Genomic DNA, 25,560 nt, shown 5'->3' on the forward strand with positions numbered 1-25,560 from the left:
TCGTCAACACAGAGCATTTTGACACGCGGCGCTGTAAAAGATTTGCCCGTTCGCGCGCGGGCCGGCGTGTACGGAAGCGTCTCGCGCGGCTTGCTTATTGCGTCGCCCGCGCCCTATGATCCGCGCTTTGACGAACCAGACGGAAACGGGCGATGGCGAAGTGGCAACGGAAGACGGCAGTGGTCCTGGCGGCAATTTCTGTGGCAATGATGGCGGCGGCCGGCGGGGCTCGCGCGACGCAGACGGCCCAGACGGCCCAGACGGCCAACGTCGCTGAAACGGCGCGGAAGCCCTCCGGCGCGCCGATCCAGCTTGCGCTGATCGAGGGCATGTCCGGTCCGTTTGCGAACGCCGGCGCCGCGGTGGAGCGCAATCTGCGCTTCGGTGTCGAGCAGGTCAACGCGCGCGGCGGTGTGCAACTCGCCGACGGTGCGCATCCGCTCGAGCTGGTGGTGCTGGACAGCAAGGGCGGCACCGAAGAAGCGCTCACGCAACTGCGCGCGGCGGCCGATCGGCACATTGGCTATATCCTGCAGGGCAATAGTTCAGCGGTCGCGGCAGCGCTCATCAGCGCCATCGACAAGCAGAACAGCCGCGAGCCGGGCAACCGCGAGCTGTTCCTCAACTATTCCGCCGACGACCCCGCGCTCACGAATGCCAACTGCAGCTTCTGGCACTTCCGCTTCGACGCGCATGCGGGCATGCGCATGGACGCGCTTGCTGACGTGATCCAGCGCGACAAGGCGATCAAGAAGGTCTATCTGCTGAACCAGGACTACAGCTTCGGGCACGACGTGAGCAGTCTCGCGCGCTCGGCGCTGCGGGCGAAGCGCCCGGACATCGCAGTGGTCGGCGACGAGTTCCATCCGATAGGCCGCGTGAAGGACTTCGCGCCGTACGTCGCGAAAATGCGCGCGAGCGGTGCCGATGCCGTGATCACGGGCAACTGGGGCAACGACCTGACGCTGCTCGTGAAAGCGGCGCGCGAGCAGGGCCTCGACACGAAGTTCTACACGTTCTATGGGAACAGTCTCGGCGCGCCGGCTGCGCTTGGCGAGGCGGGCGTCGGGCGCGTGATCGCGGTGGCGGACTGGCATCCGAACGCGGGCGGCGCGGCCTCCGATGCGTGGTATCAGGCGTTCCGCGCGCGCTTCCCGGCGGCGCAGGACGACTATCCGGTGCTGCGCATGCCGTTGATGATCGAAACCCTGGCCGCGGCGATGAACCGCGCGAAAACCGCGGATCCGACGGCGGTCGCGCGCGCACTGGAAGGCATCCGGTTCGACAACGGCTTTCACGCGTCATGGATGCGGGCGGACGACCATCAATTGATCCAGCCCCTTTACGTGATGGAAATGGACAAGGCCGGCACGCGCGGCGTGCGTTTCGACAACGAAGGCTCCGGGTTCGGCTTCCGCACGGTGCTTGCATTGCCGGCGGAGCGCACGGTGCCGCCGACAGTCTGCAAGATGAAGCGGCCGTAAGTCTGCATCGGTGGGCACCGGCGTGCCGTGATGCCGCCGCGCGCGGATGCCCCGCGGATGCTATTTCGCCCGGCGCGGCGGGGTTCGCGGCGGGATTGCACTGTGCTACAATACGCGTCCCGTTGCGTTGCCGGCAGTACACGAGCTGTCCGAAAAGCGGTTTTACAGTAGTTTGAAAGCAGCAGTTTGGAAAGCAGTTTGCGGCGCCAGTTTGCACGGGTAATCCACGGCACGGCCTTTCTTCCGTGACCGCCTGTCTAGTTCTCAAGGAAATCGACATGTCCGCAGTTGACACAAGCAAGAAGTCCGAAGTCGTCGCGCAATTCGCACGCGCAGCCAACGACACCGGCTCCCCCGAAGTTCAGGTCGCGCTGCTCACGACCCGCATCAACGAACTGACCGTTCACTTCAAGGCACACGCGAAAGATCACCACAGCCGCCGCGGTCTGCTGCGCATGGTGAGCCGCCGCCGCAAGCTGCTCGACTACCTGAAGGGTAAGGACGCGGACCGTTACCGCGCTCTCATCGAGAAGCTGGGTCTGCGTAAGTAAGCGGCCGGTAATCGGCTAGTCGTTCAGCAAGATGCCTGTGTCAGTTCCGCTGATGCAGGCATTTTGTTTTTGCGCGGCGTGCATCGCGTGAGGTGCGCCGCCGGGCTTCGCAGCGGCGTGTCGGTTCGCGCGGCGGGCTCGCAGCAGTGAAGGCAGTAACAGGCAGCAGAAAATAGCAGCAGAACGCAGCACAAAGCAGTAGAAAAAGCAGAAATAGAAACATGGCCGGGCTTCAGGGCGGAGCTTTGTGTCATTCCAGCGGTTCGCGCGCCTCGCCGGCCTTCGCATGACCGGCGACGCAGCATGCGGCTCTCTGGAATGGCATAACACACCTCTTCCCATGCGGCGCCGGTCCTGGCGTTGCCGCGCCGCTTCTGTTCCGCGCGGCATTACGATGAGGAAAAGCAATGACTATGTTCAGCAAGGTCGTCAAAGAATTTAAGTGGGGACAACACAACGTTCGCCTCGAAACCGGTGAAATCGCTCGCCAGGCGAGCGGCGCGGTCATCGTCGACGTCGAAGACACCGTGGTTCTGGCAACCGTGGTCGGCGCCAAGACAGCGAAGCCGGGCCAGGACTTCTTCCCGCTGACGGTCGACTATCTCGAGAAGACCTACGCTGCCGGCAAGATTCCGGGCGGGTTCTTCCGCCGTGAAGGCCGTCCGTCGGAAGGCGAAACGCTGATTTCGCGCCTGATCGACCGTCCGCTGCGTCCGCTCTTCCCGGAAGGCTTCTACAACGAAGTGCAGGTCGTCATTCACGTTCTGTCGCTCAACCCGGACATCCCCGCCGACATTCCCGCGCTGATCGGCGCGTCGGCGGCGCTCGCGGTGTCCGGTCTGCCGTTCAACGGCCCGGTCGGCGCAGCGCGCGTGGCTTACATCAACAACGAATACGTGCTGAACCCGACGCGTCCGCAAATGAAGGACTCGGCGCTCGACCTCGTGGTCGCCGGTACGGAACGCGCGGTGCTGATGGTGGAGTCGGAAGCGCAGCAGCTGAGCGAAGAAGTGATGCTCGGCGCCGTGGTGTTCGGCCATGAGCAAATGCAAGTCGCGATCGACGCCATCCACGATCTGGTCCGCGAAGGCGGCAAGCCGGAATGGGATTGGCAACCGGCCGCGAAGAACGAGCCGCTGATCGCGCGCGTGACGGAACTGGCGCAAGCCGATCTGCTCGCGGCTTATCAGATCCGCGACAAGCAGGCGCGGTCGACCAAGCTGAAGGAAGTCTACGCAGCGGTGTCGGCGAAGCTGGAAGAAGAAGCCGCGGCAAGCGGCACGGTGGCGGCCGACAAGGCGACCGTCGGCAACGTGCTGTTCGACATCGAAGCGAAGATCGTCCGTACGCAGATCCTGAACGGCGAGCCGCGTATCGACGGACGCGACACCCGCACGGTGCGCCCGATCGAGATCCGCACGGGCGTGCTGCCGCGCACCCACGGCTCGGCGCTCTTCACGCGCGGCGAAACGCAGGCGCTGGTGGTGGCCACGCTCGGCACGAAGGGTGACGAGCAAAACATCGACGCGCTCGAAGGCGAGTACCGCGAACGCTTCATGCTTCACTACAACATGCCTCCGTTCGCGACCGGCGAAACGGGTCGCGTCGGCTCGCCGAAGCGCCGCGAAATCGGTCACGGCCGTCTGGCGAAGCGCGCGCTGGCCGCGTGTCTTCCGAGCGCCGACGAATTCGGCTACTCGATCCGCGTCGTGTCGGAAATCACGGAATCGAACGGTTCTTCGTCGATGGCTTCGGTGTGCGGCGGCTGCCTCGCGCTGATGGACGCCGGCGTGCCAATGAAGGCGCACGTCGCCGGCATCGCCATGGGCCTGATTCTGGAAGGCAACAAGTTCGCTGTGCTGACCGACATCCTCGGCGACGAAGATCACCTCGGCGACATGGACTTCAAGGTGGCGGGCACGGAGCAGGGCGTGACCGCGCTGCAGATGGACATCAAGATCCAGGGCATCACGAAGGAAATCATGCAGGTCGCCCTCGCGCAGGCGAAGGAAGGCCGCATGCATATCCTCGGCAAGATGACTTCGGCGGTGTCGGGCGCGAACACGCAATTGTCGGAGTTCGCACCGCGCATGATCACCATCAAGATCAACCCGGAAAAGATCCGCGACGTGATCGGCAAGGGCGGTTCGGTGATCCGCGCGCTGACGGAAGAAACCGGCACGACGATCGATATTTCCGACGACGGCGTCGTGACCATCGCAAGCACCAGCAGCGAAGGTATGGCCGAAGCGAAAAAGCGTATCGAGAACATTACGCTGGAAGTCGAAGTGGGCCAGGTCTACGAGGGCACGGTGCTCAAGCTGCTCGATTTCGGCGCGATCGTGAACATCCTGCCGGGCAAGGACGGTCTGCTGCACATCTCCGAAATCGCCAACGAGCGTATCAAGGACATCAACGACTACCTGAAGGACGGCCAGCAAGTGAAGGTCAAGGTCATCCAGACGGACGAGAAGGGCCGCGTGCGTTTGTCGGCGAAGGCGTTGTTGAACGACGCCGCGTCGGGTGCGCCGCAAGGCGAGCCGGCGCCGCAGTAAAGCGGTAGTGGCACAACGGCCGGCAGCGCGAACGCGCGCCGGCCGTTTTTCTTGGTGGACGCAGGGTGAATTGCGTTGCGAATGGCTGTGGGTCGCTCAAACGGGCCTAAACGGTACGCCGCTTGCATTGGGGGGCGGTTGGCGAAAATCGGGTAGCGCGCACGTCATTGTCGCAATCGGGCGACAATGCGCATGAGGTCCCGCCAGCGCGAACCGCGTGCAGAATGCGCGGTGTGCAACGCAATCCAATCTTGGAGTTGACGCAGATGAAAGCGATCGAAATCACGGAATTCGGAGCGCCGGAAGTTCTCAAGCTTGCGGAGCGGCCCACGCCGCAGCCCAAAGCGGGCGAGGTGCTGATCAAGGTGGCGGCTTCCGGCATCAACCGTCCGGACGTGTTTCAGCGCAAGGGCGCCTATGCGCCGCCGCCGGGCGCGTCCGACCTGCCGGGGCTGGAAGTGGCGGGGGAAATCGTCGGCGGCGACATCGACGAAAAGAACAATCCGTTTGGTTTGAAAGTCGGCGATCGCGTCTGTGCGCTGCTGGCGGGCGGCGGCTACGCCGAATACGCCGTCGCGCCGTTGTTGCAGTGCCTGCCGGCGCCGGCCGGTCTGTCGGATGTCGAGGCTGCCTCGCTGCCGGAGACGTTTTTTACCGTGTGGAGCAATGTGTTCGACCGCGCGCAGCTCGGCAAGGGCGAGGGTGGCGCGAACGAAACGCTGCTGGTGCAGGGCGGCTCGAGCGGCATCGGCGTGACCGCGATCCAGATCGCGCACGCGCTCGGTTTCCGCGTTTTCGCAACCGCCGGTTCGGACGACAAATGTCGCGCGTGCGAAGCGCTGGGCGCCGAGCGTGCGATCAACTACAAGACTGAAGATTTCGTCGAAGTCATCAAGTCGCTGACCAACGATCGCGGCGTCGACGTGGTGCTCGACATGGTGGCCGGCAGTTACGTGTCGCGCGAGCTGACGGCGTTGGCAGACGGCGGCCGTATCGTGCTGATCGCGCTGTTGGGCGGCGCGAAAGCGGAACTCAACCTCAACGAAGTGCTGCGTCGCCGCTTGACCGTGACGGGCTCGACGCTGCGTCCGCGGCCAGTGGAGTTCAAGGCGAAAATTGCCGCGCAGTTGAAGGAGCAGGTGTGGCCCCATCTGGAAGGCGGGCGAATCAAACCGGTGGTGCATCGGGTATTTCCCGCCGCGCAGGCCGCCGACGCGCACGCGTTGATGGAAAGCAGCACGCATGTCGGCAAGATTGTGCTGACGTGGGGTCAGGACGCTTGATGCGAGCCGTCCGGCGGCGGGAGCGGGTGCCAACGCGTGTGTTTGACCCGATCTCCCCCACGCAGTAAAATTGCGCGTTTTGCGCGCGCCGCATGAATCCGAAAGGCGGACTGTAAGCGCAACGCAACACGCGCAAGCGAGGCCCGCCGTCAACAGAAGACAAGACGAGACGATGTCGACACAACGAGCCAAACTGGTAGTGGGTAACTGGAAGATGCATGGGCGCCTCGCCGAGAACGCCGGGCTGCTGCAGGCCGTGGCAAAAGGCGCGGGCGAACTGCCGGTTGCGGTGCGCGTAGGTGTGTGCGTGCCGAGCCCATATCTCGCGCAAGCGCAGTCGTTGCTCGAAGGCAGCCGGGTGGTGTGGGGTGTGCAGGATGTTTCCGCTTTTACGCACGGTGCCTATACCGGCGAAGTTGCTGCGCAAATGGTGACGGATTTCGGTGCCACGTTTGCAATCGTCGGGCACTCGGAGCGGCGTGCCTATCACCGCGAGAGCGCGGAGCTCGTCGCGGTCAAGACGCAGCGTGCGCTCGAGGCGGGCTTGACGCCGATCGTGTGTGTCGGCGAAACGCTGGAAGAGCGGGAAGCGGGCGCGACGGAGCAGGTGGTCGGCGCGCAGCTGGACGAAGTGCTGGCGAAACTGTCGGCGCAAGAAGCGGCGCGTATCGTCGTCGCCTATGAGCCCGTCTGGGCTATCGGCACCGGTAAGAGCGCGAGTTCGGAGCAGGCGCAGGCGGTCCATGCGTTTCTGCGCGCGCGTCTTGCGGTAAAGGGTGCTGAGGTCGCGGGCGTGCCGCTGTTGTATGGCGGCAGCGTGAAGCCCGACAATGCGGAAGAGTTGTTCCGTCAGCAGGATATCGACGGCGGTCTGATCGGCGGCGCGTCGTTGAAGGACCAGGATTTTCTGGCGATCTGCAAAGCGGCGGCTGCAACGGCAGCCGCGAGTTGAGCAGGGCGCCGCGGCGGGGGTGACCCATTCCGGGTCTCGCAGTTTGCGAGTCTCGGCTCAATAAAGACTCAGGTGAGTGTAATGCTGTATTTGAAAACTTTGATTATCGTCGTTCAGCTGCTGTCGGCGCTCGGGGTCATCGGCCTCGTCTTGCTGCAGCACGGCAAAGGCGCCGATATGGGCGCGGCATTCGGCAGCGGCGCGTCGGGCAGTCTGTTCGGTGCGACCGGCTCGGCAAACTTCCTGTCGCGCACCACCGCCGTGCTCGCCGCCGTGTTTTTTGTTACAACGCTGGCGCTCACGTATCTCGGCGCGTATCGCGTGAAACCGTCGGCCGGCGTGCTGGGCGCGGCGGTCACTGCACCGGTCGCTGCTTCGGCTGCTCCCGCTGCTCCCGTTGCGTCCGCGCCGGCTGGTGGTTCGGCTGCGCTCGCGGCATCGGCTGCGTCCGTGCCTGCTACCGACGTGCCGAAATAAATTTTCGTAGAAAGTGCGTTTGTGCGTTGAACAATCTGTTTAAAGCAGTTACAATCTAAGTCTTGAAGCGATTCGCGGGTTTTACAAGTTGTTTTCCCGGATTGCATACAGTGCCGACGTGGTGAAATTGGTAGACACGCTATCTTGAGGGGGTAGTGGCGAAAGCTGTGCGAGTTCGAGTCTCGCCGTCGGCACCAAATGTTATCTAAATGCCAGCCGCTTGCTTCGCTTCGGCTGGCATTTTCACTTCTGGCGCGCCGTTTGCGTTGGTCTGCGGCGTGTACGTCTCAGAAGTGATTTCTCGTCAGGGGTGCTATGCTCCTGACGGCACTCAGAACCAACCGATTGAGGATAGTCTTGAACCTCGCAGCCTATTTCCCCGTCTTGTTGTTCCTCCTTGTGGGCACCGGTTTAGGCGTAGCACTGGTCAGTATCGGCAAGATCCTCGGTCCTAACAAGCCCGATACCGAGAAAAACGCACCGTACGAGTGCGGCTTCGAAGCATTCGAAGATGCGCGCATGAAGTTCGACGTGCGCTATTACCTCGTCGCCATTCTCTTCATCATTTTCGATCTTGAAACCGCGTTCCTGTTCCCGTGGGGTGTGGCCCTGCGCGACATCGGCTGGCCTGGCTTCATGGCGATGATGATTTTCCTGCTCGAATTCCTGCTGGGCTTCGCCTATATCTGGAAGAAGGGCGGCCTCGACTGGGAATGATGGTTTAATCGCCGGTTTGCGCGGGTGGCTAAAGCTTGCCGCCCCGTCTGGAGTGGAAAGCAAATGAGTATCGAAGGGGTCTTGAAGGAAGGGTTTGTCACCACGACGGCTGACAAACTGATCAACTGGACGCGCACCGGCTCCCTGTGGCCGATGACGTTCGGTCTGGCGTGCTGCGCGGTCGAGATGATGCATGCGGGCGCGGCCCGTTATGACCTCGACCGTTTTGGTGTGGTGTTTCGTCCCAGTCCGCGTCAGTCGGACGTGATGATCGTCGCCGGCACGCTGTGTAACAAAATGGCGCCGGCTCTGCGCAAGGTGTACGACCAGATGGCGGAGCCGCGCTGGGTGATTTCCATGGGTTCGTGCGCGAACGGCGGCGGCTATTACCACTACTCGTATTCGGTGGTGCGTGGCTGTGACCGCATTGTGCCGGTCGACGTCTATGTGCCGGGTTGCCCGCCCACAGCGGAGGCGCTGGTTTACGGCGTGATCCAGTTGCAGGCCAAGATTCGCCGCACCAACACAATCGCCCGTCAATAAGGCAACGCCTCCCCACAATATGGCAAGCAAACTCGAGACCCTGAAAGCGAACCTCGAGGCGGCCTTTGGCGGCCTCCTGCTGAGCACTACCGAGGCAATCGGTGAGTTGACGATCGTCGTGAAAGCAAGCGACTACCTCAACGTGGCAACGCGTCTGCGCGACGACCGCTCGCTCGGTTTCGACCAGATGATGGACCTGTGCGGCGTCGACTATCAAACCTATGCCGACGGCGCGTATGACGGCCCGCGTTTCGCGGCCGTGCTGCATTTGTTGTCGGTGCAGAATAACTGGCGTTTGCGGCTGCGCGTGTTCGCGCCGGACGACGACATGCCTATTCTGCCGTCCGTCGTCGAAGTCTGGAATTCCGCGAACTGGTACGAGCGCGAAGCCTTCGACCTGTACGGCATCGTCTTCGAAGGCCACCCGGACCTGCGCCGCATTCTCACCGACTACGGCTTCATTGGTCACCCGTTCCGTAAAGATTTCCCTGTTTCCGGCTACGTCGAAATGCGTTACGACCCGGAAGAAAAGCGCGTCGTCTATCAGCCTGTGACGATCGAGCCGCGGGAAATCACGCCGCGCGTGATCCGCGAGGATCGCTATGGCGGTCTGAAACACTAAGAGAACGCCATGGCAGAGATCAAGAACTACACGCTCAACTTCGGCCCGCAACACCCGGCAGCGCACGGCGTGCTGCGCCTCGTGCTGGAACTCGACGGCGAAGTCATTCAGCGCGCCGACCCGCATATCGGCCTTTTGCATCGCGCTACCGAGAAGCTCGCCGAAACCAAAACGTTCATCCAGTCGGTGCCGTATATGGACCGTCTCGACTACGTGTCGATGATGGTCAACGAGCACGGCTATGTGATGGCTATCGAAAAACTGCTCGGCATCGAAGTGCCGGTGCGCGCGCAGTACATTCGCGTGATGTTCGACGAAATCACGCGCGTGCTGAACCATCTGATGTGGATCGGCGCGCACGCGCTCGACGTCGGTGCGATGGCTGTGTTCCTGTACGCGTTCCGCGAGCGGGAAGATCTGATGGACGTGTACGAAGCGGTGTCCGGTGCGCGCATGCACGCGGCGTATTACCGTCCGGGCGGCGTCTATCGCGATCTGCCTGACGCAATGCCGCAATATAAGGCGTCGAAGATTCGCAATGCGAAGGCATTGTCGAAGATGAACGAGAACCGTCAAGGTTCGCTGCTCGATTTCATCGACGATTTCTTCACGCGTTTCCCGACGTACGTCGACGAATACGAGACGCTGCTCACCGACAACCGTATCTGGAAACAACGTCTGGTCGGGATCGGCGTGGTCAGCCCCGAGCGCGCTTTGCAGCTCGGCATGTCCGGTGCAATGCTGCGCGGCTCGGGCGTCGAATGGGATCTGCGCAAGAAACAGCCGTACGAAGTGTACGAAAAGCTCGACTTCGACATCCCGGTCGGCGTGAACGGCGACTGCTACGACCGCTATCTGGTTCGCGTCGAGGAAATGCGCCAGTCAACGCGTATCGTGAAACAGTGCATTGAGTGGCTGCGCAAGAATCCGGGCCCTGTAATGATCGACAATCACAAGGTGGCACCGCCGTCGCGCGTGGGCATGAAGTCGAACATGGAAGAACTGATTCACCACTTCAAGCTGTTCACTGAGGGCTTCCATGTGCCGGAAGGCGAGACGTATGCCGCAGTGGAACATCCGAAGGGTGAGTTCGGTATCTATCTGATCTCGGACGGCGCGAACAAGCCGTATCGCCTCAAGATTCGCGCGCCGGGCTATGCGCACCTGTCCGCACTGGACGAAATGGCGCGCGGGCACATGATCGCCGACGCCGTGACGATCATCGGCACGCAGGACATCGTGTTCGGCGAAGTCGATCGCTAGGACGTAATCATCGGCGCGCGCGTTCGGGTAGGTCACAAGCGCGCGTCAAGCAAAGGAACGCCGGGTCTGTCGCAGCACGAAGTGAGCGACAGGTTTTCGTTCGGTAGGAATTGAAAGAGTCGTGTCTGAAAATGATCTCAGCTGAAGGCCTGAAAGAAATCGATCGTGCGATCGCGAAGTATCCCGCCGATCAGAAACAGTCCGCCGTGATGTCGGCGTTGGCCACTGCTCAGGAAGAGCATGGCTGGCTCTCGCCCGAACTCATGCAGTTCGTCGCGGACTACCTCGGCATGCCGGCTGTCGCTGTGCAGGAGGTGGCAACCTTCTACACGATGTATGAGACGTCGCCCGTCGGCAAGTACAAGATCACGCTCTGCACGAACCTGCCGTGCCAGCTCGGCCCGGACGGCGGCTCCGACAGCGCCGCTGAATATCTGAAGCAGAAGCTCGGCATCGACTTCGGCGAAACCACGGCCGACGGCAAATTCACCTTGAAAGAAGGTGAATGCATGGGTTCGTGCGGCGACGCGCCGGTGATGCTGGTGAATAACCATCGCATGTGCAGCTTCATGAGCCGCGAGAAGATCGACCAGCTGCTCGAGGAACTTTCGAAATGACGTCTTTACACGATCGTCACATCAAACCGCTGATTCTCGCTGGCCTGAACGGCGACAACTGGCATCTCGAAGACTATGTGGCGCGCGGCGGTTATGCCCAGCTGCGCCGCATTCTGGAAGAAAAAATTCCGCCCGAGCAGGTGATCGCCGACGTCAAGGCGTCGGGTCTGCGCGGCCGTGGCGGTGCGGGCTTCCCGACCGGTCTGAAGTGGAGCTTCATGCCGCGTCAGTTTCCGGGGCAGAAGTACCTGGTCTGTAACTCGGACGAAGGCGAACCGGGCACGTTCAAAGACCGCGACATTCTGCGCTTCAATCCGCATTCGCTGATTGAAGGCATGGCGATCGGCGCGTACGCGATGGGCATTACGGTCGGCTACAACTATATCCACGGCGAAATCTGGGAAGTCTACAAGCGCTTTGAAGAAGCGTTGGACGAAGCTCGCCGCGCTGGGTTCCTCGGCGAGAACATCATGGGTTCGGGCTTTTCGTTCGAACTGCATGCGCACCATGGCTATGGCGCCTACATCTGCGGCGAGGAAACGGCGCTGCTCGAATCGCTGGAAGGCAAGAAGGGCCAGCCGCGCTTCAAGCCGCCGTTCCCGGCGAGCTTCGGCGTGTACGGCAAGCCGACCACCATCAACAACACCGAGACGTTCGCCGCAGTGCCGTTCCTGCTCGCCATCGGCCCGCAGAATTACCTCGAAATCGGCAAGCCGAATAACGGCGGCACCAAGATCTTCTCGATTTCCGGCGACGTCGAACGTCCCGGCAATTACGAGGTTCCGCTCGGCACGCCGTTCGCCACGCTGATGGAACTCGCGGGCGGCATGCGCGGCGGCAGAAAGATCAAGGCGGTCATTCCCGGCGGGTCGTCGGCGCCGGTCATTCCCGGCGACATCATGATGCAGACGGACCTCGACTACGACTCGATCGCGAAGGCGGGCTCCATGCTTGGCTCCGGCGCGGTCATCGTCATGGACGAAACGCGCTGCATGGTGCGCTCGCTGCTGCGCCTGTCGTACTTTTATTACGAAGAGTCGTGCGGTCAGTGCACGCCTTGCCGTGAAGGCACGGGCTGGCTGTATCGCGTCGTGCATCGTATCGAGCATGGGCTCGGCCGTCCGGAAGACCTGGATCTGCTGAACTCTGTCGCGGAAAACATCATGGGCCGCACGATCTGCGCGCTCGGCGATGCGGCGGCCATGCCGGTTCGCGGCATGCTCAAGCACTACTGGGACGAATTCGAATATCACGTCGCTCACAAGCATTGCCTTGTCGGCGGTCATGCGGGTGCTGCGGCGGCAGCCGAAACAGTGGCGGCCTGATCGAACTTTGGAATGAGCTTCAAAGTGAGCTTCAGATTGCCCGAGGCGCGAACCTAAAGCGCTCGGGCAAGCGCCGGGCAAGCAACGCGCCAGACAGCTACGCACCAGAACACGTCAACCACGGGATTCATTGCAGAAGCCTGCGATGAACGGGGCGAACGATTGAGCGGTAACAGGTTAAGGAAGATTGACCATCATGGTTGAACTTGAAATAGACGGCAAGAAGGTAGAAGTGCCCGAAGGCAGCATGGTGATCCAGGCTGCGCATAAGGTCGACACGTACATTCCGCACTTCTGCTATCACAAGAAGCTGTCGATTGCGGCCAACTGCCGGATGTGTCTCGTCGATGTCGAAAAGATGCCGAAAGCCGTGCCCGCATGCGCGACGCCCGTCTCGGCCGGCATGGTCGTGCGCACGAAGTCGGAAAAAGCAGTGAAGGGTCAGCAATCCGTGATGGAATTCCTGCTGATCAACCATCCGCTCGATTGCCCGATCTGCGATCAGGGCGGCGAGTGTCAGTTGCAGGATCTGGCCGTGGGCTACGGCAAGTCGTCGTCGCGCTACAGCGAAGAAAAGCGTGTGGTGTTCCACAAGAACGTCGGTCCGCTGATCTCGATGGAAGAAATGTCGCGTTGCATTCACTGCACGCGGTGTGTGCGCTTCGGCCAGGAAGTCGCCGGCGTGATGGAACTCGGCATGCTGGGCCGCGGCGAGCATTCGGAAATCACGTCGTTCGTCGGCAAGACGGTGGACTCCGAACTGTCCGGCAACATGATCGACCTGTGCCCGGTCGGCGCGCTGACCAGCAAGCCGTTCCGCTACAGCGCCCGTACGTGGGAACTGTCGCGCCGCAAGTCGGTGAGCCCGCACGATTCCGTCGGCGCAAACCTGGTGGTGCAGGTGAAGAACAACCGCGTCATGCGCGTTTTGCCGTTCGAAAACGAAGCGATCAACGAATGCTGGATTTCGGACAAGGACCGCTTCTCGTACGAAGGCCTGAATAGTCCGGAGCGTCTCACGCAGCCCATGCTGAAGCAGGGCGGCAAGTGGGTGGAAACCGACTGGCAGACGGCGCTCGACTACGTGGTGAAGGGTCTGAAGGGCATCAAGGGCGACCACGGCGCAAACGCGCTGGCTGCGCTCGGGAGCGCCCACAGCACGGTTGAGGAACTGTTCCTGCTGAAGCAGCTGGCGCAAGCGGTCGGCACGCCTAACGTCGACTTCCGTCTGCGTCAATCGGATTTCTCGGCTCCGGTCAACGGCGCGCCGTGGCTCGGCACCACGATTGCGGACCTGTCGAATATCGACTCCGCACTCGTGATCGGTTCGGACCTGCGTCGCGATCACCCGCTCTTCGCCGCGCGCCTGCGTCAGGCCGCGAAGGGCGGCGCGAAGCTCACGCTGGTGCAAGCGAGCGGCGACGATGCGCTGATTCCGCAAGCGCAACGTATCGCCGCTGCGCCGTCGGCATGGCTTCAGGCACTGGGCGCCATCGCATCGGCGGTTTCGCAGGCGAACGGCACCGCGTTGCCGGAAGCGTTCTCCGGCGTAGAAGCCACGGAAGCCGACAAGGACGTCGCAAAGTCGCTGGCTACGGGCGAACGCCGCCTTGTGCTGCTCGGCAACGGCGCGGTGCGTCATCCGGATTTCGCGGTCATTCATGCGGCGGCGCAATGGATCGCCGACGCAACCGGCGCAACGCTCGGCTTCCTGACGGAGGCGGCGAACACGGTCGGCGCCCATCTCGTGAATGCATTGCCGGGCGAGGGCGGTCTGAACGCCCGTGAAGTGTTCGAGCAACCGCGCAAGGGCTATCTGCTGCTGAATTTCGAACCGGAATTCGACACGGCCAATCCGGTTGAGGCGCTGGCCGCACTGAAGCAGGCGGAAATGGTCGTCGTCATGTCGCCGTTCCAGACGGGCGCCGAATATGCCGACGTGCTGCTGCCCATCGCGCCGTTCACCGAAACGGCCGGTACCTTTGTGAATGCGGAGGGCACGGTGCAGACGTTCAACGGCGTCGTGCGCCCGCTCGGCGACACGCGTCCTGCATGGAAAGTGTTGCGCGTGCTGGGCAGTCTGTTGGGCGCCTCCGGTTTCGAATACGACACGGCGGAAGAAGTGCGCACGGCGGCACTCGGCGACGGCGAACTGCAAGCGCGTCTGTCGAACCGCACGAGCGTAGCGGTTGCTCGCGGCAAGGCGGCGAAGGCAGCGGAAGGCAAGTTCGAGCGTATCGCCGACGTGCCCATTTACCACGCCGACCCGCTGGTCCGTCGCGCCGAGTCGCTGCATCTGACCGCCGCGGCGCGCGCCGCGAACAAGGTCGGCCTGCCGGCGGCGCTGTTCGACAAACTGGGTTTGAAGGAAGGCGACGCGGTTCGCGTGCGCCAGGGCGAGCAATCGGTGCAGTTGCCGGCCGTGCGCGATGCGAATCTTGCGGAGACGGTCGTCCGCGTGTCGGCGGCTACGCCTGCCGGTGCAGCGCTGGGCAGCCTGTTCGGTGAACTGGTGGTGGAGAAGGCGTAAATGAGCTTGTTCGATACGATCAACTCGGGCGGCATCCAGCTTCTCGGTGTGGCATGGCCCACGGTGTGGGCGTTGGTGCGCATCCTGGTGGTGGCCGTCGTGATCCTGCTGTGCGTGGCTTACCTGATTCTGTGGGAGCGTAAGCTGATCGGCTGGATGCACGTGCGTCTCGGCCCGAACCGCGTCGGCCCCGCAGGTCTCTTGCAGCCGATCGCCGACGTGCTGAAGCTGTTGCTGAAAGAAGTGATTCAGCCGACCCAGGCAAGCCGCTGGATCTACATGATCGCGCCGATCATGGTGGTGGTGCCGGCCTTCGCGGTCTGGGCGGTGATTCCGTTCCAGGCGGGCGCGGTGCTCGGCGACATCAACGCAGGTCTGCTGTATGCGATCGCCATTTCGTCGATCGGCGTGTACGGCGTGATTCTGGCCGGCTGGGCGTCGAACTCGAAGTATGCGTTCCTTGGCGCCATGCGCGCCGCGGCGCAGATGGTGTCGTACGAAATTTCCATGGGCTTTGCGCTGGTCGTCGTGCTGATGACGGCCGGTACGCTGAACCTGTCGGACATCGTCGGTTCGCAGGAACGCGGCTTTTTCGCGGCGCACGGCCTGAACTTCCTGTCGTGGAACTGGCTGCCGCTCCTGCCGATGTTCGTCGTGTACTTCATCTCGGGCATCGCCGAAACGAACCGCCATCCGTTCGACGTGGTGGAAGGTGAGTCGGAAATCGTCGCGGGTCACATGATCGACTACTCGGGCATGGCGTTCGCGCTGTTCTTCCTCGCCGAGTACATCAACATGATCGTGATCTCGGCACTGGCGTCGACGCTGTTCCTCGGCGGCTGGAGTGCGCCGTTCGGCTTCCTGTCGTTTATCCCAGGTATCTTCTGGCTCGTCCTCAAGGTTTTCCTGCTGCTGTCGGTGTTCATCTGGGCGCGTGCCACGTTTCCGCGCTACCGCTATGACCAGATCATGCGTCTCGGCTGGAAGATTTTCATTCCCGTTTGCGTGGTATGGCTGGTGGTGGTCGGCTTCTGGATCATGTCGCCGTGGAATATCTGGAAATAAAGGGCGGATGAACTCATGACCGCAATCCAAAACTTTTTCAAGACCTTCTTCCTGACGGAACTCGTCAAGGGCCTCGCGCTGACCGGGCGTTATACGTTCCAGCGCAAGGTCACCGTGCAGTTCCCGGAAGAGAAAACGCCCATTTCGCCGCGCTTTCGCGGACTGCATGCGCTGCGCCGTTATGAAAACGGCGAAGAGCGCTGCATCGCCTGCAAGCTGTGCGAAGCGGTGTGCCCGGCGCTCGCTATTACGATCGAGTCCGAAACGCGCGAGGACAACACGCGGCGCACCACGCGCTACGACATCGACCTGACCAAGTGCATCTTCTGCGGCTTCTGCGAAGAAAGCTGCCCGGTCGATTCGATCGTCGAGACGCACATTCTTGAGTATCACGGCGAAAAGCGCGGCGATCTGTACTTCACGAAGGAAATGCTGCTGGCCGTCGGCGATCGCTACGAAACGGAAATCGCCGCGAACAAGGCTGCCGACGCGCCGTATCGTTAAAGCGTCAAGTGAAGCGGTAGATGCGGCAGTCGCGCATCGAGTCAATGCAGCAGTAACACGGCCTGTTGTCGGGCCGGACGCCGCGGCGTGAATGCCGCGGCATGGCGCACCTGTGCGGTTGTTCTGGCGGTTTTCACGCTGTTGTCAGCGTGCTTGCCAGATGCACGTGCCAAAGAAAATGCCTGACGATGGCCTAACGATGAACCGGTAATCATGGAATTCACGACCGTACTGTTCTACATCTTCGCGCTGCTCCTGGTGGTTTCAGGGCTGAAGGTGATCACCTCGCGCAACCCGGTGTCGTCCGCACTGTTTCTCGTGCTGGCGTTTTTCAACGCAGCCGCTATCTGGATGCTGCTGCAGGCCGAGTTCCTCGCCATCCTGCTGGTGCTGGTTTATGTGGGCGCGGTGATGGTGCTGTTCCTTTTCGTCGTGATGATGCTGGACATCAACCTCGACGTGCTGCGCAAGGACTTCAAACGCTTTGTGCCCATGGCCACGGTCGTTGGCGCGATCATCGTGCTCGAAACCGCGCTCATCCTGTGGCACGGCTACGGTGCGACGAGCACGGTGGTGCGCGACACGACCGCCGCCGCGAGCGGCATGGGCGACTGGTCGAACACCCGCCTGATCGGCAAGGTGATCTACACCGACTACATCTTCGCGTTTGAAATTGCCGGACTCGTGCTGCTGGTGGCGATTATCGCGGCCATCGCGCTGACCACGAGCCACAAGAAGGACAGCAAGCGCCAGACAATCAGCCAGCAGGTCAAGGTGCGCGCGCAGGACCGCGTGCGCGTCGTGAAGATGCCGTCGGAGAAGAGCGCGGCGACTGTCGCGGCGGAAGAGGCCGCAGCAGCGGCGGCAGCCGAATCGGCGTCTGCGAAGAACAGCTGAGCGCACAGGAGATAGAAATCATGTTGACCCTTGCCCATTACCTCGTGCTCGGCGCGATTCTCTTTGCGATCAGCGTCGTCGGCATTTTCCTGAACCGCCGCAACGTCATCATCATCCTGATGGCGATCGAATTGATGCTGCTCGCGGTGAACACCAATTTTGTCGCCTTCTCGCATTACCTCGGCGACGTGCATGGCCAGATTTTCGTGTTTTTTGTGCTGACAGTAGCGGCAGCGGAAGCGGCGATCGGCCTCGCCATTCTGGTGACCCTATTCCGTAGTCTCGACACGATCAATGTCGAAGATCTCGATCAGCTCAAAGGTTAATCTCAGGAAAAGCGGTTATGTCCACGATACTTAATGAAAACCTGCTGCTGGCGATTCCGCTGGCGCCGCTGGCCGGCTCACTGGTCGCGGGGCTGTTCGGGAAGGCTGTAGGGCGCGCGGGCGCGCACTCGGTCACGATTCTCGGCGTTGCCATCTCGTTCGTCCTGTCGATGATGGTGTTCTTCCAGGTGCTGGACGGCGCGAGCTTCAACGCGACCGTCTACGAATGGATGATGATCGGCAAGACGAAGTTCGAGATCGGCTTCCTCGTCGATTCGCTGACGGCCATGATGATGTGCGTCGTGACCTTCGTGTCGCTGATGGTGCACATCTACACGATCGGCTACATGGCCGACGACGACGGCTACCAGCGCTTCTTCTCGTACATCTCGCTCTTCACGTTTTCGATGTTGATGCTCGTCATGAGCAACAACTTCCTGCAGCTGTTCTTCGGCTGGGAAGCGGTGGGTCTGGTGTCGTACCTGCTGATCGGTTTCTACTTCACGCGCGAGTCGGCCATCTACGCGAACATGAAGGCGTTCCTCGTGAACCGCGTCGGCGACTTCGGCTTCCTGCTCGGTATCGGCCTGCTGTTCGCGTTTGCCGGTTCGTTGAACTACGGCGACGTGTTCGCAAAGCGTACGGAGCTTGCGGCGCTGAGCTTCCCGGGCACGGACTGGGGCTTGCTGACGGTGGCCTGTATTTGCCTCTTCATCGGCGCAATGGGTAAGTCCGCGCAGTTTCCGCTGCACGTGTGGCTGCCCGATTCGATGGAAGGCCCCACGCCGATTTCCGCGCTGATTCACGCGGCAACCATGGTGACGGCCGGTATCTTCATGGTCACGCGCATGTCGCCGCTGTTCGAACTGTCGGATAGCGCGCTGTCGTTCGTCACAGTGATCGGTGCCATTACCGCGCTGTTCATGGGTTTCCTCGGCATTGTCCAGAACGACATCAAGCGTGTGGTGGCGTACTCCACGCTCTCGCAACTCGGCTACATGACGGTTGCGCTCGGCGTCTCGGCTTATCCGGTCGGCGTGTTCCACCTCATGACGCACGCGTTCTTCAAGGCGCTGCTGTTCCTCGGCGCGGGTTCCGTGATCATCGGCATGCACCACGATCAGGACATGCGCAACATGGGCGGGCTGCGCAAGTACATGCCGATCACGTGGATCACGTCGCTGATCGGTTCGCTCGCGCTGATCGGCACGCCTTTCTTCTCGGGCTTCTACTCGAAAGATTCGATTATCGACGCCGTCAAGCTGTCGCATCTGCCGGGTTCGGGCTTTGCCTATTTCGCCGTGGTGGCAAGCGTGTTCGTCACCGCGCTGTACTCGTTCCGTATGTATTTCATGGTGTTCCATGGCAAGGAGCGCTTCCGCGATCCGAAGCATCCGGATTCGCCGATGGGCGCCGAAGCCGCGGCACACGGTCATGGCAACGGCCACGACGCGCACGGTCATGGTCACGACGACCACGGTCACGCGCACGAACCTCATGAAACGCCGTGGGTGGTGTGGGTGCCGCTCGTGTTGCTGGCCATTCCGTCGGTCGTGATCGGTGCGATTGCTGTCGGTCCGATGCTGTTCGGCGACTTCTTCCGGCACGGCGTGGCGTTCGAGAAGGTCATCTTCATCGGCGAAAACCATCCGGCACTGCATGAAATGGCGGAAGAGTTCCACGGCTGGGCGGCAATGGGCCTGCACTCGGTGGCCGGTCTGCCGGTCTGGCTGGCGCTCGCGGGGGTCGTGGTCGCGTGGTTCCTGTATCTGGTTCGTCCTGAACTGCCGGCTACCATCAAGCGCGCGTTCGGTCCGATCTACACGCTGCTCGACAACAAGTACTACATGGACAAGATCAACGAAGTCGTGTTTGCGCGGGGCGCGGTGGCAATTGGCCGTGGTCTCTGGAAGGAAGGCGACGTCGTCGTGATCGACGGTATCGTCAACGGCAGCGCACGCTTTATCGGCTGGTTCGCCGGCGTGATCCGTTTCCTCCAATCCGGCTACATCTACCACTACGCGTTCGCCATGATTATCGGCATGTTGGGGCTCCTGACCCTGTTTGTAACGCTCGGCGGCAAATAAGGCGAGGGACACTAATGCACGCTTATCCGATTCTCAGTATTGCCATCTGGTTACCGATCCTTTTCGGCCTGCTGGTTCTGGCCATCGGTTCCGACCGCAACCCGGGCCCCGCGCGCTGGATTGCATTGATCGGCTCCATCGTGAGCTTTCTCGTCACGATTCCGCTGATCACCGGTTTTGATTCGAGCACCGCCGACCTGCAGTTCGTCGAAAAGGCGAACTGGATCGAACGATTCAGTATCACGTATCACCTGGGCGTCGACGGCATCTCGATGTGGTTCGTGGTGCTGACCGCACTGATCACCGTGATCGTCGTGATCGCCGCGTGGGAAGTCATTACGAAGAACGTCGGCCAGTACCTCGCTTCGTTCCTGATCCTGTCGGGCATCATGGTCGGCGTGTTCAGCGCGGCCGACGGCATGCTGTTCTACGTGTTCTTCGAAGCAACGCTGATTCCGATGTACATCATCATCGGCGTGTGGGGCGGGGCGAACCGCGTCTACGCGGCGTTCAAGTTCTTCCTGTACACGCTGATGGGCTCGCTGCTCATGCTGGTCGCGCTGCTCTATCTGTACATCCAGACCGGTACATTCGACCTCGCCACCTGGCAGCACGCGCAAATCGCGATGACGCCGCAGATCCTGCTGTTTATCGCGTTCTTCATGGCGTTCGCCGTGAAGGTGCCGATGTGGCCGGTGCACACGTGGTTGCCTGACGCTCACGTGGAAGCGCCGACGGGCGGCTCCGTCGTGCTGGCCGCGATCATGCTGAAGCTCGGCGCCTACGGTTTCCTGCGCTTTTCGTTGCCCATTACGCCGGACGCAAGCCACTTTCTCGCGCCGGTCGTCATCACGCTGTCGCTGATCGCCGTGATCTACATCGGTCTCGTCGCGATGGTGCAGGCCGACATGAAGAAGCTCGTCGCGTATTCGTCGATTGCGCACATGGGCTTCGTTACGCTCGGCTTCTTCATCTTCAATCAGCTCGGCGTAGAAGGCGCGATCGTGCAGATGATCTCGCACGGTTTCGTGTCGGGTGCCATGTTCCTTAGCATCGGCGTGTTGTACGACCGCATGCATTCGCGTCAGATTGCGGACTACGGCGGCGTCGTCAACGTCATGCCGAAGTTTGCGGCTTTCGTCATGCTGTTTTCGATGGCCAATTGCGGTTTGCCGGGCACCTCGGGTTTCGTCGGCGAATTCATGGTGATTCTCGCCGCCGTCCAGTACAACTTCTGGATCGCGGCCGGCGCTGCCGTGACGCTGATCCTGGGCGCAGCCTACACGCTGTGGATGTACAAGCGCGTGTACTTCGGCGCGGTCGCCAACGACCACGTGAAGAGCCTGCTCGACATCGGCCGCCGCGAATTTTTCATGCTGGCAGTGCTCGCCGCACTGACGCTTTTCATGGGCCTGTATCCGAAGCCCTTTACCGATGTGATGCACGTATCCGTGGAAAACCTCCTCTCCCACGTTGCGCAGTCGAAGCTGCCGTTGTCTCAGTAACGCAGAGCGGAGGAATCAAACACCATGCAAAACGCCCCTATGACTGCTCTGTTGCCCGACGCGCTGGTGATGCTCGCCGTTGTCGTCGCGTGGCTCAACGACACGTTCGTCGGCCAGGCCGGTCGCCGTACCACGTACTTCATCGCGGTCCTGTCGACGCTCGTCGCCGGCATCTGGTTCGCGGTGAATGCGTTCGACCCGTCGGTGCACTACTTCTTCAGCCGCATGTACGTGGTCGACTCGTTCGCGAATCTGATGAAAGCCGTGGTGACCCTCGGCTATACGGTCACGATCGTGTATTCGCGCCGCTACCTCGAAGATCGCGGGCTGTATCGCGGCGAGTTCTTCCTGCTCGGCATGTTCTCGCTGCTCGGTCAGATCGTCATGATCTCGGGCAACAACTTCCTGACGCTGTACCTCGGTCTGGAACTGATGTCGCTGTCGCTGTATGGCGTGATCGCACTGCGTCGCGAGGCCGCGCCGTCGAATGAAGCCGCCATGAAGTACTACGTGCTCGGCGCGCTGGCTTCCGGCTTCCTGCTGTACGGTATTTCCATGCTGTACGGCGCGACCGGCTCGCTCGAGCTGAACGAAGTCTTCAAGGCGATCGGTCAGAGCCACTACGACCCGAGCGTGCTGCTGTTCGGCGTGATCTTCATCGTCGCGGGCGTCGCGTTCAAGATGGGTGCCGTGCCGTTCCACATGTGGGTGCCCGACGTCTATCAAGGCGCGCCCACGGCCATGACGCTGCTGGTCGGCGGCGGTCCGAAGGTCGCGGCATTCGCGTGGGGCCTGCGCTTTCTCGTGATGGGTCTGCTGCCGCTCGCAGTCGAATGGCAGGAAATGCTGGTGATTCTCGCGGCGCTGTCGCTCATCGTCGGCAATATCACGGGTATCGTGCAGCGCAACGTGAAGCGGATGCTCGCGTACTCGGCGATCTCGAACATGGGCTTCGTGCTGCTCGGCCTGCTGGCCGGCGTGGTCGACCACAAGACCACCGGCGCGGCGAGTGCGTACGGCTCGGCGATGTACTACAGCATCGTCTATCTGATCACGACGATGGGTACCTTCGGCGTCATCATGCTGCTCGCGCGTCGCGAATTCGAAGCCGACACGCTCGACGACTTCAAGGGCCTGAATCAACGCAGCCCGGTATTCGCGTTCGTCATGATGGTCATGATGTTCTCGCTCGCCGGCATCCCGCCCGCAGTCGGTTTCTACGCGAAACTGGCGGTACTGCAGGCTACGATGAACGCCGGCCTGACCTGGCTGACGGTGCTGGCCGTGATCACCTCGCTGTTCGGCGCGTTCTACTACCTGCGTATCGTGAAGCTGATGTATTTCGACGAGCCGCAAGACAAGTCGGCCATCACCGCGGACACGGGCACTCGCGCGTTGCTCGCGCTCAACGGCGTCGCGGTGCTGGTACTCGGCATCGTGCCGGACCCGCTCTTGAAGGCTTGCCTGCAAGCTATCCAGCACACGCTGTCGTTCTAATGTCCGCCGCTGGCTGGTTTATCGTGCTGTTGGCGCTCGTCGGCGCCAACCTGCCGTTCCTGAATCAGCGACTCTTCGCCGCCGTCCCGTTGAAGGCGGCGAAGAAAAGCGCCTGGCTCCGCATTGCCGAACTGATCGTGCTGTACTTCGTGGTCGGCGCGCTCGGTTTTCTGCTCGAAGCGCGTGCCGGCAATCGGTTTGAACAGGGGTGGCAGTTTTACGCGATCACGTTCGCACTGTTCGTCGTCTTCGCCTTCCCCGGCTTCACTTTCCAGTATCTCCTCAAACGCCGCTGACGGCGTCACGCCGTCGCGCACCAAGCTGTTCCGAGGTCCGCATATGGCTGAACTTCCCAATCACGACGCCGTCCTTACCGAGACCTGTGTCGACAGTAAAACGGTCCATCAAGGGCCGTTTCTGACACTCAAGTGCGACACCGTTCGTCTGCCGGACGGCAAGCATGCCACCCGCGAATATGTGGAGCATCCGGGCGCCGTGATGGTGATTCCCCTGTTCGATGACGGCCGTGTGCTGCTGGAAAGCCAGTATCGCTATCCGATGGGCAAGGTTATGGTCGAGTATCCGGCCGGCAAACTCGATCCGAACGAAGGCGCGCTCGCCTGCGCGATTCGCGAATTGCGCGAAGAGACGGGCTACACGGCGCGCGAGTATGTGTACCTGACGCGTATCCATCCGATTATTTCCTACTCGACCGAGTTCATCGACATCTATCTCGCGCGAGGTCTCACGGCCGGCGAACGCAAGCTCGACGACGGCGAGTTTCTCGAAATGTTCACGGCGACGGTTCCCGAAGTGTCGGAGTGGGTGCGAACCGGCAAGATCACAGACGTCAAAACCATCATCGGGACGTTCTGGCTCGAGAAGGTGTTGTCGGGCGCATGGCCGATGGCGCAACCGCAATAAATCGTGGCATCTGCCGGCACACAAGTATTGGTGCGGCATCAGCGAAGCCCCTGGCGGTTTTGACCGTCAGGGGCTTTGTCATTGTTGGGCGCGCCAAACCTTCCACATTTCTCATGGCGTCTGAACGAATGCGCCTTTGTCCTATGCCATCCGACAGTCTCGCGTCATTGTGGCGCCTACTTTAGTATGGAACTCCGAAAAACCGTTTTCTCGTCAAATTACTTTGCATAACGAAGTATATGGGCGCGAGCGTCGCTGACTGAAATCAGGTTGTCACTTGACAACCTGATTTGCGCGTACTACATTGGAGGACAGGATGGTTCGTGGAGTCCACGCTAAGAAAGAGATTGAGGCCGCATTGGCATATGCCGAGCGGCGCGGGTGGCGCATACAAGGCAGAGGCAAGGGGCACGCGTGGGGAAAAATCTATTGCCCTTATAAAGACGCAGAGTGCCGTTGCGGAGAGTTCGGCATCTCAAGTGTGTGGAGTACGCCTAAGAATGCGGTTAGTCATGCCAGGCACTTGCGGCGTGTGGTCGACAACTGCACGGCGCACCGTTCATGCCGGCATTGAGTTGCAAAGTCAAGGAATTGAGTAGGAGTAGCACATGGAATATACGTTCACGTTGAAGTACAAACTCGCTGCGCAAGACTGCGATCTTGACGCGATTGTCGAGCGACTGGGCGAAGCGGGGTGTGACGACGCCACAATCGGCGTGGGTCAGCCGGGGCGGCTCGCGCTGGTCTTTTCTCGAGAAGCGGCGTCCGCGTTCGAGGCGCTGGCCAGCGCGCTTCGCGACGTCAAGAATGCGGTGCCGTCGGCACGGCTTGTCGAAGCGGGCCCGGATTTCGTTGGTCTGACAGACGTGGCCGAGATTGCGGGCGTGTCCCGGCAAAACATGCGCAAGCTTATGCTGAGTCATGCAGTTGAGTTCCCGGCGCCGGTGCACGAGGGAAGTGCGTCGGTGTGGCATTTGTCGGACGTGCTCGATTGGCTGGATTCCCGTGGTGGATACGACATCAAGCCAGACGTTTTCGATGTCGCGAAGTCGGCCAAGCAGATCAACCTCGCCAAAGAAGTGCGCGCGCTTGAGCCGCAACTGAGTCGTCGACTCGAACGCCTCGTCGCGTGAGCGCTCAACAGGGAACCGTACGAGGAGCCACCCCGTGAGTGCGCAGTTTTTCGGATGCGCTAAGGTGGTAACACGCACGCGGGTCGGGCTCGTCCGGTCATATCGCGTTCAGCAGGTGTTTGCGCGAAGCGTTAAAATCGCCCACCACGCCTGATCTTCCGGCAGCGTCTTAATATGAACGCGTGGTCCGCCAACTTTTTACGAACGACCGTTCACAAAACTTCGTTTTGCGCTAAACTGGCAAGCAAGCCCCTGATTCCAAATGAAGGTCCTCGATTTACAGTGTCCGCACGGCCATCGGTTTGAAGGCTGGTTTGCTTCGGCTGATGACTTCGAATCGCAGCAGTCCCGCAAGCTGGTCGAATGTCCGATTTGCGGCGCGAAAGAGGTGAGCCGTTTGCCGTCGGCTCCGCGCCTGAATCTCTCGGGTGCGGTCGAAACGAAAGCGCCCGCGACCTCCGGTGATCTGCAGGCGCGGGCCATGCGTGCGTTGCGCGAGGTACTGGAAAAGACGGAGAACGTGGGCGACCGCTTCGCCGAGGAAGCACGGCGCATTCACTACAACGAAGCGCCGGCACGCAATATTCGCGGCGTCACGACGCCGGAAGACGCGCGAGCTTTGGTCGAAGAAGGCATCGAAGTGATGCCGCTGCCGGTCCCGGCTGCCTTGAAGGAACCGCTGCAATAGCGCACCGGCTCACTG

At 61.4% G+C, this 25,560-nt stretch carries 25 protein-coding genes and 1 tRNA gene; all 26 read left to right on the plus strand.

What is annotated here, in order from left to right:
- Nucleotides 1–152 precede the first annotated feature (152 nt).
- The 26 genes from HV711_RS07405 (at nt 153) to HV711_RS07525 (ending at nt 25,545) form a co-directional block, all read left to right on the plus strand.
- Entirely contained in the window at nt 153–1,484 is a 1,332-nt protein-coding gene (locus HV711_RS07405) for a branched-chain amino acid ABC transporter substrate-binding protein (RefSeq protein ID WP_035486989.1), read from the plus strand.
- Between the two features lie 278 nt (nt 1,485–1,762).
- The gene (gene rpsO / locus HV711_RS07410) at nt 1,763–2,035 is read left to right on the plus strand and encodes a 30S ribosomal protein S15 (RefSeq protein WP_006048211.1); all 273 of its coding nucleotides are present in this window, start codon (nt 1,763–1,765) and stop codon (nt 2,033–2,035) included.
- A 407-nt stretch (nt 2,036–2,442) separates the two neighbouring features.
- A complete protein-coding gene (pnp, locus tag HV711_RS07415; RefSeq protein WP_175145035.1) occupies nt 2,443–4,590 on the plus strand; it encodes a polyribonucleotide nucleotidyltransferase in 2,148 nt (715 codons plus the stop codon).
- Nucleotides 4,591–4,856: 266 nt separating this feature from the next.
- Nucleotides 4,857–5,873, plus strand: a complete 1,017-nt coding sequence (locus tag HV711_RS07420) for an NAD(P)H-quinone oxidoreductase (protein ID WP_035487049.1) — start codon at nt 4,857–4,859, stop codon at nt 5,871–5,873.
- A 172-nt stretch (nt 5,874–6,045) separates the two neighbouring features.
- A complete protein-coding gene (tpiA, locus tag HV711_RS07425) occupies nt 6,046–6,825 on the plus strand; it encodes a triose-phosphate isomerase (RefSeq protein WP_013587771.1) in 780 nt (259 codons plus the stop codon).
- Nucleotides 6,826–6,906: 81 nt separating this feature from the next.
- Nucleotides 6,907–7,302, plus strand: coding sequence for a preprotein translocase subunit SecG (gene secG, locus HV711_RS07430; RefSeq protein WP_013587772.1), 396 nt, complete (start codon nt 6,907–6,909; stop codon nt 7,300–7,302).
- 112 nt (nt 7,303–7,414) lie between these two features.
- Nucleotides 7,415–7,499: transfer RNA gene (locus HV711_RS07435), tRNA-Leu, on the plus strand.
- Nucleotides 7,500–7,659: 160 nt separating this feature from the next.
- Nucleotides 7,660–8,019 (plus strand): NADH-quinone oxidoreductase subunit A, encoded by a 360-nt coding sequence (locus HV711_RS07440; RefSeq protein WP_013587773.1) that lies wholly within the window; start codon nt 7,660–7,662, stop codon nt 8,017–8,019.
- A gap of 63 nt (nt 8,020–8,082) precedes the next feature.
- Nucleotides 8,083–8,562, plus strand: a complete 480-nt coding sequence (locus HV711_RS07445; protein ID WP_006052903.1) for a NuoB/complex I 20 kDa subunit family protein — start codon at nt 8,083–8,085, stop codon at nt 8,560–8,562.
- A 19-nt stretch (nt 8,563–8,581) separates the two neighbouring features.
- Nucleotides 8,582–9,184 (plus strand): NADH-quinone oxidoreductase subunit C, encoded by a 603-nt coding sequence (locus HV711_RS07450; RefSeq protein WP_013587774.1) that lies wholly within the window; start codon nt 8,582–8,584, stop codon nt 9,182–9,184.
- 9 nt (nt 9,185–9,193) lie between these two features.
- Entirely contained in the window at nt 9,194–10,447 is a 1,254-nt protein-coding gene (locus HV711_RS07455) for an NADH-quinone oxidoreductase subunit D (protein ID WP_013587775.1), read from the plus strand.
- 131 nt (nt 10,448–10,578) lie between these two features.
- Entirely contained in the window at nt 10,579–11,064 is a 486-nt protein-coding gene (gene nuoE, locus HV711_RS07460; RefSeq protein WP_013587776.1) for an NADH-quinone oxidoreductase subunit NuoE, read from the plus strand.
- Nucleotides 11,061–12,389, plus strand: a complete 1,329-nt coding sequence (gene nuoF / locus HV711_RS07465) for an NADH-quinone oxidoreductase subunit NuoF (RefSeq protein WP_013587777.1) — start codon at nt 11,061–11,063, stop codon at nt 12,387–12,389. Before nuoE ends, nuoF begins: the two co-directional genes overlap by 4 nt.
- A gap of 196 nt (nt 12,390–12,585) precedes the next feature.
- Nucleotides 12,586–14,919 carry an NADH-quinone oxidoreductase subunit NuoG gene (gene nuoG, locus HV711_RS07470; RefSeq protein WP_035486992.1) on the plus strand — a complete coding sequence of 778 codons (2,334 nt, stop codon included), beginning with the start codon at nt 12,586–12,588 and terminating at the stop codon, nt 14,917–14,919.
- Nucleotides 14,920–15,984 carry an NADH-quinone oxidoreductase subunit NuoH gene (gene nuoH, locus HV711_RS07475; RefSeq protein WP_035486994.1) on the plus strand — a complete coding sequence of 355 codons (1,065 nt, stop codon included), beginning with the start codon at nt 14,920–14,922 and terminating at the stop codon, nt 15,982–15,984. It abuts the gene before it with no gap.
- Nucleotides 15,985–15,999: 15 nt separating this feature from the next.
- On the plus strand, nt 16,000–16,488 hold the full coding sequence (gene nuoI, locus HV711_RS07480; RefSeq protein WP_013587779.1) for an NADH-quinone oxidoreductase subunit NuoI: 489 nt from the start codon (nt 16,000–16,002) through the stop codon (nt 16,486–16,488).
- Between the two features lie 213 nt (nt 16,489–16,701).
- The gene (locus tag HV711_RS07485; RefSeq protein WP_013587780.1) at nt 16,702–17,385 is read left to right on the plus strand and encodes an NADH-quinone oxidoreductase subunit J; all 684 of its coding nucleotides are present in this window, start codon (nt 16,702–16,704) and stop codon (nt 17,383–17,385) included.
- A 20-nt stretch (nt 17,386–17,405) separates the two neighbouring features.
- Nucleotides 17,406–17,711 carry an NADH-quinone oxidoreductase subunit NuoK gene (gene nuoK, locus HV711_RS07490; protein ID WP_013339863.1) on the plus strand — a complete coding sequence of 102 codons (306 nt, stop codon included), beginning with the start codon at nt 17,406–17,408 and terminating at the stop codon, nt 17,709–17,711.
- Between the two features lie 17 nt (nt 17,712–17,728).
- The gene (gene nuoL / locus HV711_RS07495) at nt 17,729–19,798 is read left to right on the plus strand and encodes an NADH-quinone oxidoreductase subunit L (RefSeq protein WP_035486998.1); all 2,070 of its coding nucleotides are present in this window, start codon (nt 17,729–17,731) and stop codon (nt 19,796–19,798) included.
- Nucleotides 19,799–19,812: 14 nt separating this feature from the next.
- Nucleotides 19,813–21,303: an NADH-quinone oxidoreductase subunit M gene (locus HV711_RS07500; protein WP_035487000.1), complete on the plus strand. Its 1,491-nt coding sequence runs from the start codon at nt 19,813–19,815 to the stop codon at nt 21,301–21,303.
- 24 nt (nt 21,304–21,327) lie between these two features.
- Nucleotides 21,328–22,800, plus strand: coding sequence for an NADH-quinone oxidoreductase subunit NuoN (nuoN, locus tag HV711_RS07505; RefSeq protein ID WP_013587783.1), 1,473 nt, complete (start codon nt 21,328–21,330; stop codon nt 22,798–22,800).
- Nucleotides 22,800–23,096, plus strand: coding sequence for a DUF2818 family protein (locus HV711_RS07510; RefSeq protein ID WP_013587784.1), 297 nt, complete (start codon nt 22,800–22,802; stop codon nt 23,094–23,096). Before nuoN ends, HV711_RS07510 begins: the two co-directional genes overlap by 1 nt.
- A gap of 43 nt (nt 23,097–23,139) precedes the next feature.
- Nucleotides 23,140–23,724 carry an NUDIX domain-containing protein gene (locus tag HV711_RS07515; RefSeq protein WP_013587785.1) on the plus strand — a complete coding sequence of 195 codons (585 nt, stop codon included), beginning with the start codon at nt 23,140–23,142 and terminating at the stop codon, nt 23,722–23,724.
- A gap of 316 nt (nt 23,725–24,040) precedes the next feature.
- Entirely contained in the window at nt 24,041–24,298 is a 258-nt protein-coding gene (locus HV711_RS33440) for a hypothetical protein (RefSeq protein WP_082201659.1), read from the plus strand.
- A 34-nt stretch (nt 24,299–24,332) separates the two neighbouring features.
- On the plus strand, nt 24,333–24,857 hold the full coding sequence (locus HV711_RS07520; protein WP_013587787.1) for a helix-turn-helix transcriptional regulator: 525 nt from the start codon (nt 24,333–24,335) through the stop codon (nt 24,855–24,857).
- A 262-nt stretch (nt 24,858–25,119) separates the two neighbouring features.
- Nucleotides 25,120–25,545: a DUF1178 family protein gene (locus tag HV711_RS07525; RefSeq protein WP_013587788.1), complete on the plus strand. Its 426-nt coding sequence runs from the start codon at nt 25,120–25,122 to the stop codon at nt 25,543–25,545.
- Nucleotides 25,546–25,560: the final 15 nt, after the last annotated feature.

The sequence above is a fragment of the Paraburkholderia phenoliruptrix genome (genome assembly GCF_902859825.1).
In the GTDB taxonomy this organism is placed as follows: Bacteria; Pseudomonadota; Gammaproteobacteria; order Burkholderiales; family Burkholderiaceae; genus Paraburkholderia; species Paraburkholderia phenoliruptrix.

Bases quoted from the DNA above. Each gene is read 5' to 3' on its own strand.
- HV711_RS07405 (WP_035486989.1), top strand. From the start codon at position 153: ATGGCGAAGTGGCAACGGAAGACGGCAGTGGTCCTGGCGGCAATTTCT.
- rpsO (WP_006048211.1), top strand. From the start codon at position 1,763: ATGTCCGCAGTTGACACAAGCAAGAAGTCCGAAGTCGTCGCGCAATTC.
- pnp (WP_175145035.1), top strand. From the start codon at position 2,443: ATGACTATGTTCAGCAAGGTCGTCAAAGAATTTAAGTGGGGACAACAC.
- HV711_RS07420 (WP_035487049.1), top strand. From the start codon at position 4,857: ATGAAAGCGATCGAAATCACGGAATTCGGAGCGCCGGAAGTTCTCAAG.
- tpiA (WP_013587771.1), top strand. From the start codon at position 6,046: ATGTCGACACAACGAGCCAAACTGGTAGTGGGTAACTGGAAGATGCAT.
- secG (WP_013587772.1), top strand. From the start codon at position 6,907: ATGCTGTATTTGAAAACTTTGATTATCGTCGTTCAGCTGCTGTCGGCG.
- HV711_RS07445 (WP_006052903.1), top strand. From the start codon at position 8,083: ATGAGTATCGAAGGGGTCTTGAAGGAAGGGTTTGTCACCACGACGGCT.
- HV711_RS07450 (WP_013587774.1), top strand. From the start codon at position 8,582: ATGGCAAGCAAACTCGAGACCCTGAAAGCGAACCTCGAGGCGGCCTTT.
- HV711_RS07455 (WP_013587775.1), top strand. From the start codon at position 9,194: ATGGCAGAGATCAAGAACTACACGCTCAACTTCGGCCCGCAACACCCG.
- nuoE (WP_013587776.1), top strand. From the start codon at position 10,579: ATGATCTCAGCTGAAGGCCTGAAAGAAATCGATCGTGCGATCGCGAAG.
- nuoF (WP_013587777.1), top strand. From the start codon at position 11,061: ATGACGTCTTTACACGATCGTCACATCAAACCGCTGATTCTCGCTGGC.
- nuoG (WP_035486992.1), top strand. From the start codon at position 12,586: ATGGTTGAACTTGAAATAGACGGCAAGAAGGTAGAAGTGCCCGAAGGC.
- nuoH (WP_035486994.1), top strand. From the start codon at position 14,920: ATGAGCTTGTTCGATACGATCAACTCGGGCGGCATCCAGCTTCTCGGT.
- nuoI (WP_013587779.1), top strand. From the start codon at position 16,000: ATGACCGCAATCCAAAACTTTTTCAAGACCTTCTTCCTGACGGAACTC.
- HV711_RS07485 (WP_013587780.1), top strand. From the start codon at position 16,702: ATGGAATTCACGACCGTACTGTTCTACATCTTCGCGCTGCTCCTGGTG.
- nuoK (WP_013339863.1), top strand. From the start codon at position 17,406: ATGTTGACCCTTGCCCATTACCTCGTGCTCGGCGCGATTCTCTTTGCG.
- nuoL (WP_035486998.1), top strand. From the start codon at position 17,729: ATGTCCACGATACTTAATGAAAACCTGCTGCTGGCGATTCCGCTGGCG.
- HV711_RS07500 (WP_035487000.1), top strand. From the start codon at position 19,813: ATGCACGCTTATCCGATTCTCAGTATTGCCATCTGGTTACCGATCCTT.
- nuoN (WP_013587783.1), top strand. From the start codon at position 21,328: ATGCAAAACGCCCCTATGACTGCTCTGTTGCCCGACGCGCTGGTGATG.
- HV711_RS07510 (WP_013587784.1), top strand. From the start codon at position 22,800: ATGTCCGCCGCTGGCTGGTTTATCGTGCTGTTGGCGCTCGTCGGCGCC.
- HV711_RS07515 (WP_013587785.1), top strand. From the start codon at position 23,140: ATGGCTGAACTTCCCAATCACGACGCCGTCCTTACCGAGACCTGTGTC.
- HV711_RS33440 (WP_082201659.1), top strand. From the start codon at position 24,041: ATGGTTCGTGGAGTCCACGCTAAGAAAGAGATTGAGGCCGCATTGGCA.
- HV711_RS07520 (WP_013587787.1), top strand. From the start codon at position 24,333: ATGGAATATACGTTCACGTTGAAGTACAAACTCGCTGCGCAAGACTGC.
- HV711_RS07525 (WP_013587788.1), top strand. From the start codon at position 25,120: ATGAAGGTCCTCGATTTACAGTGTCCGCACGGCCATCGGTTTGAAGGC.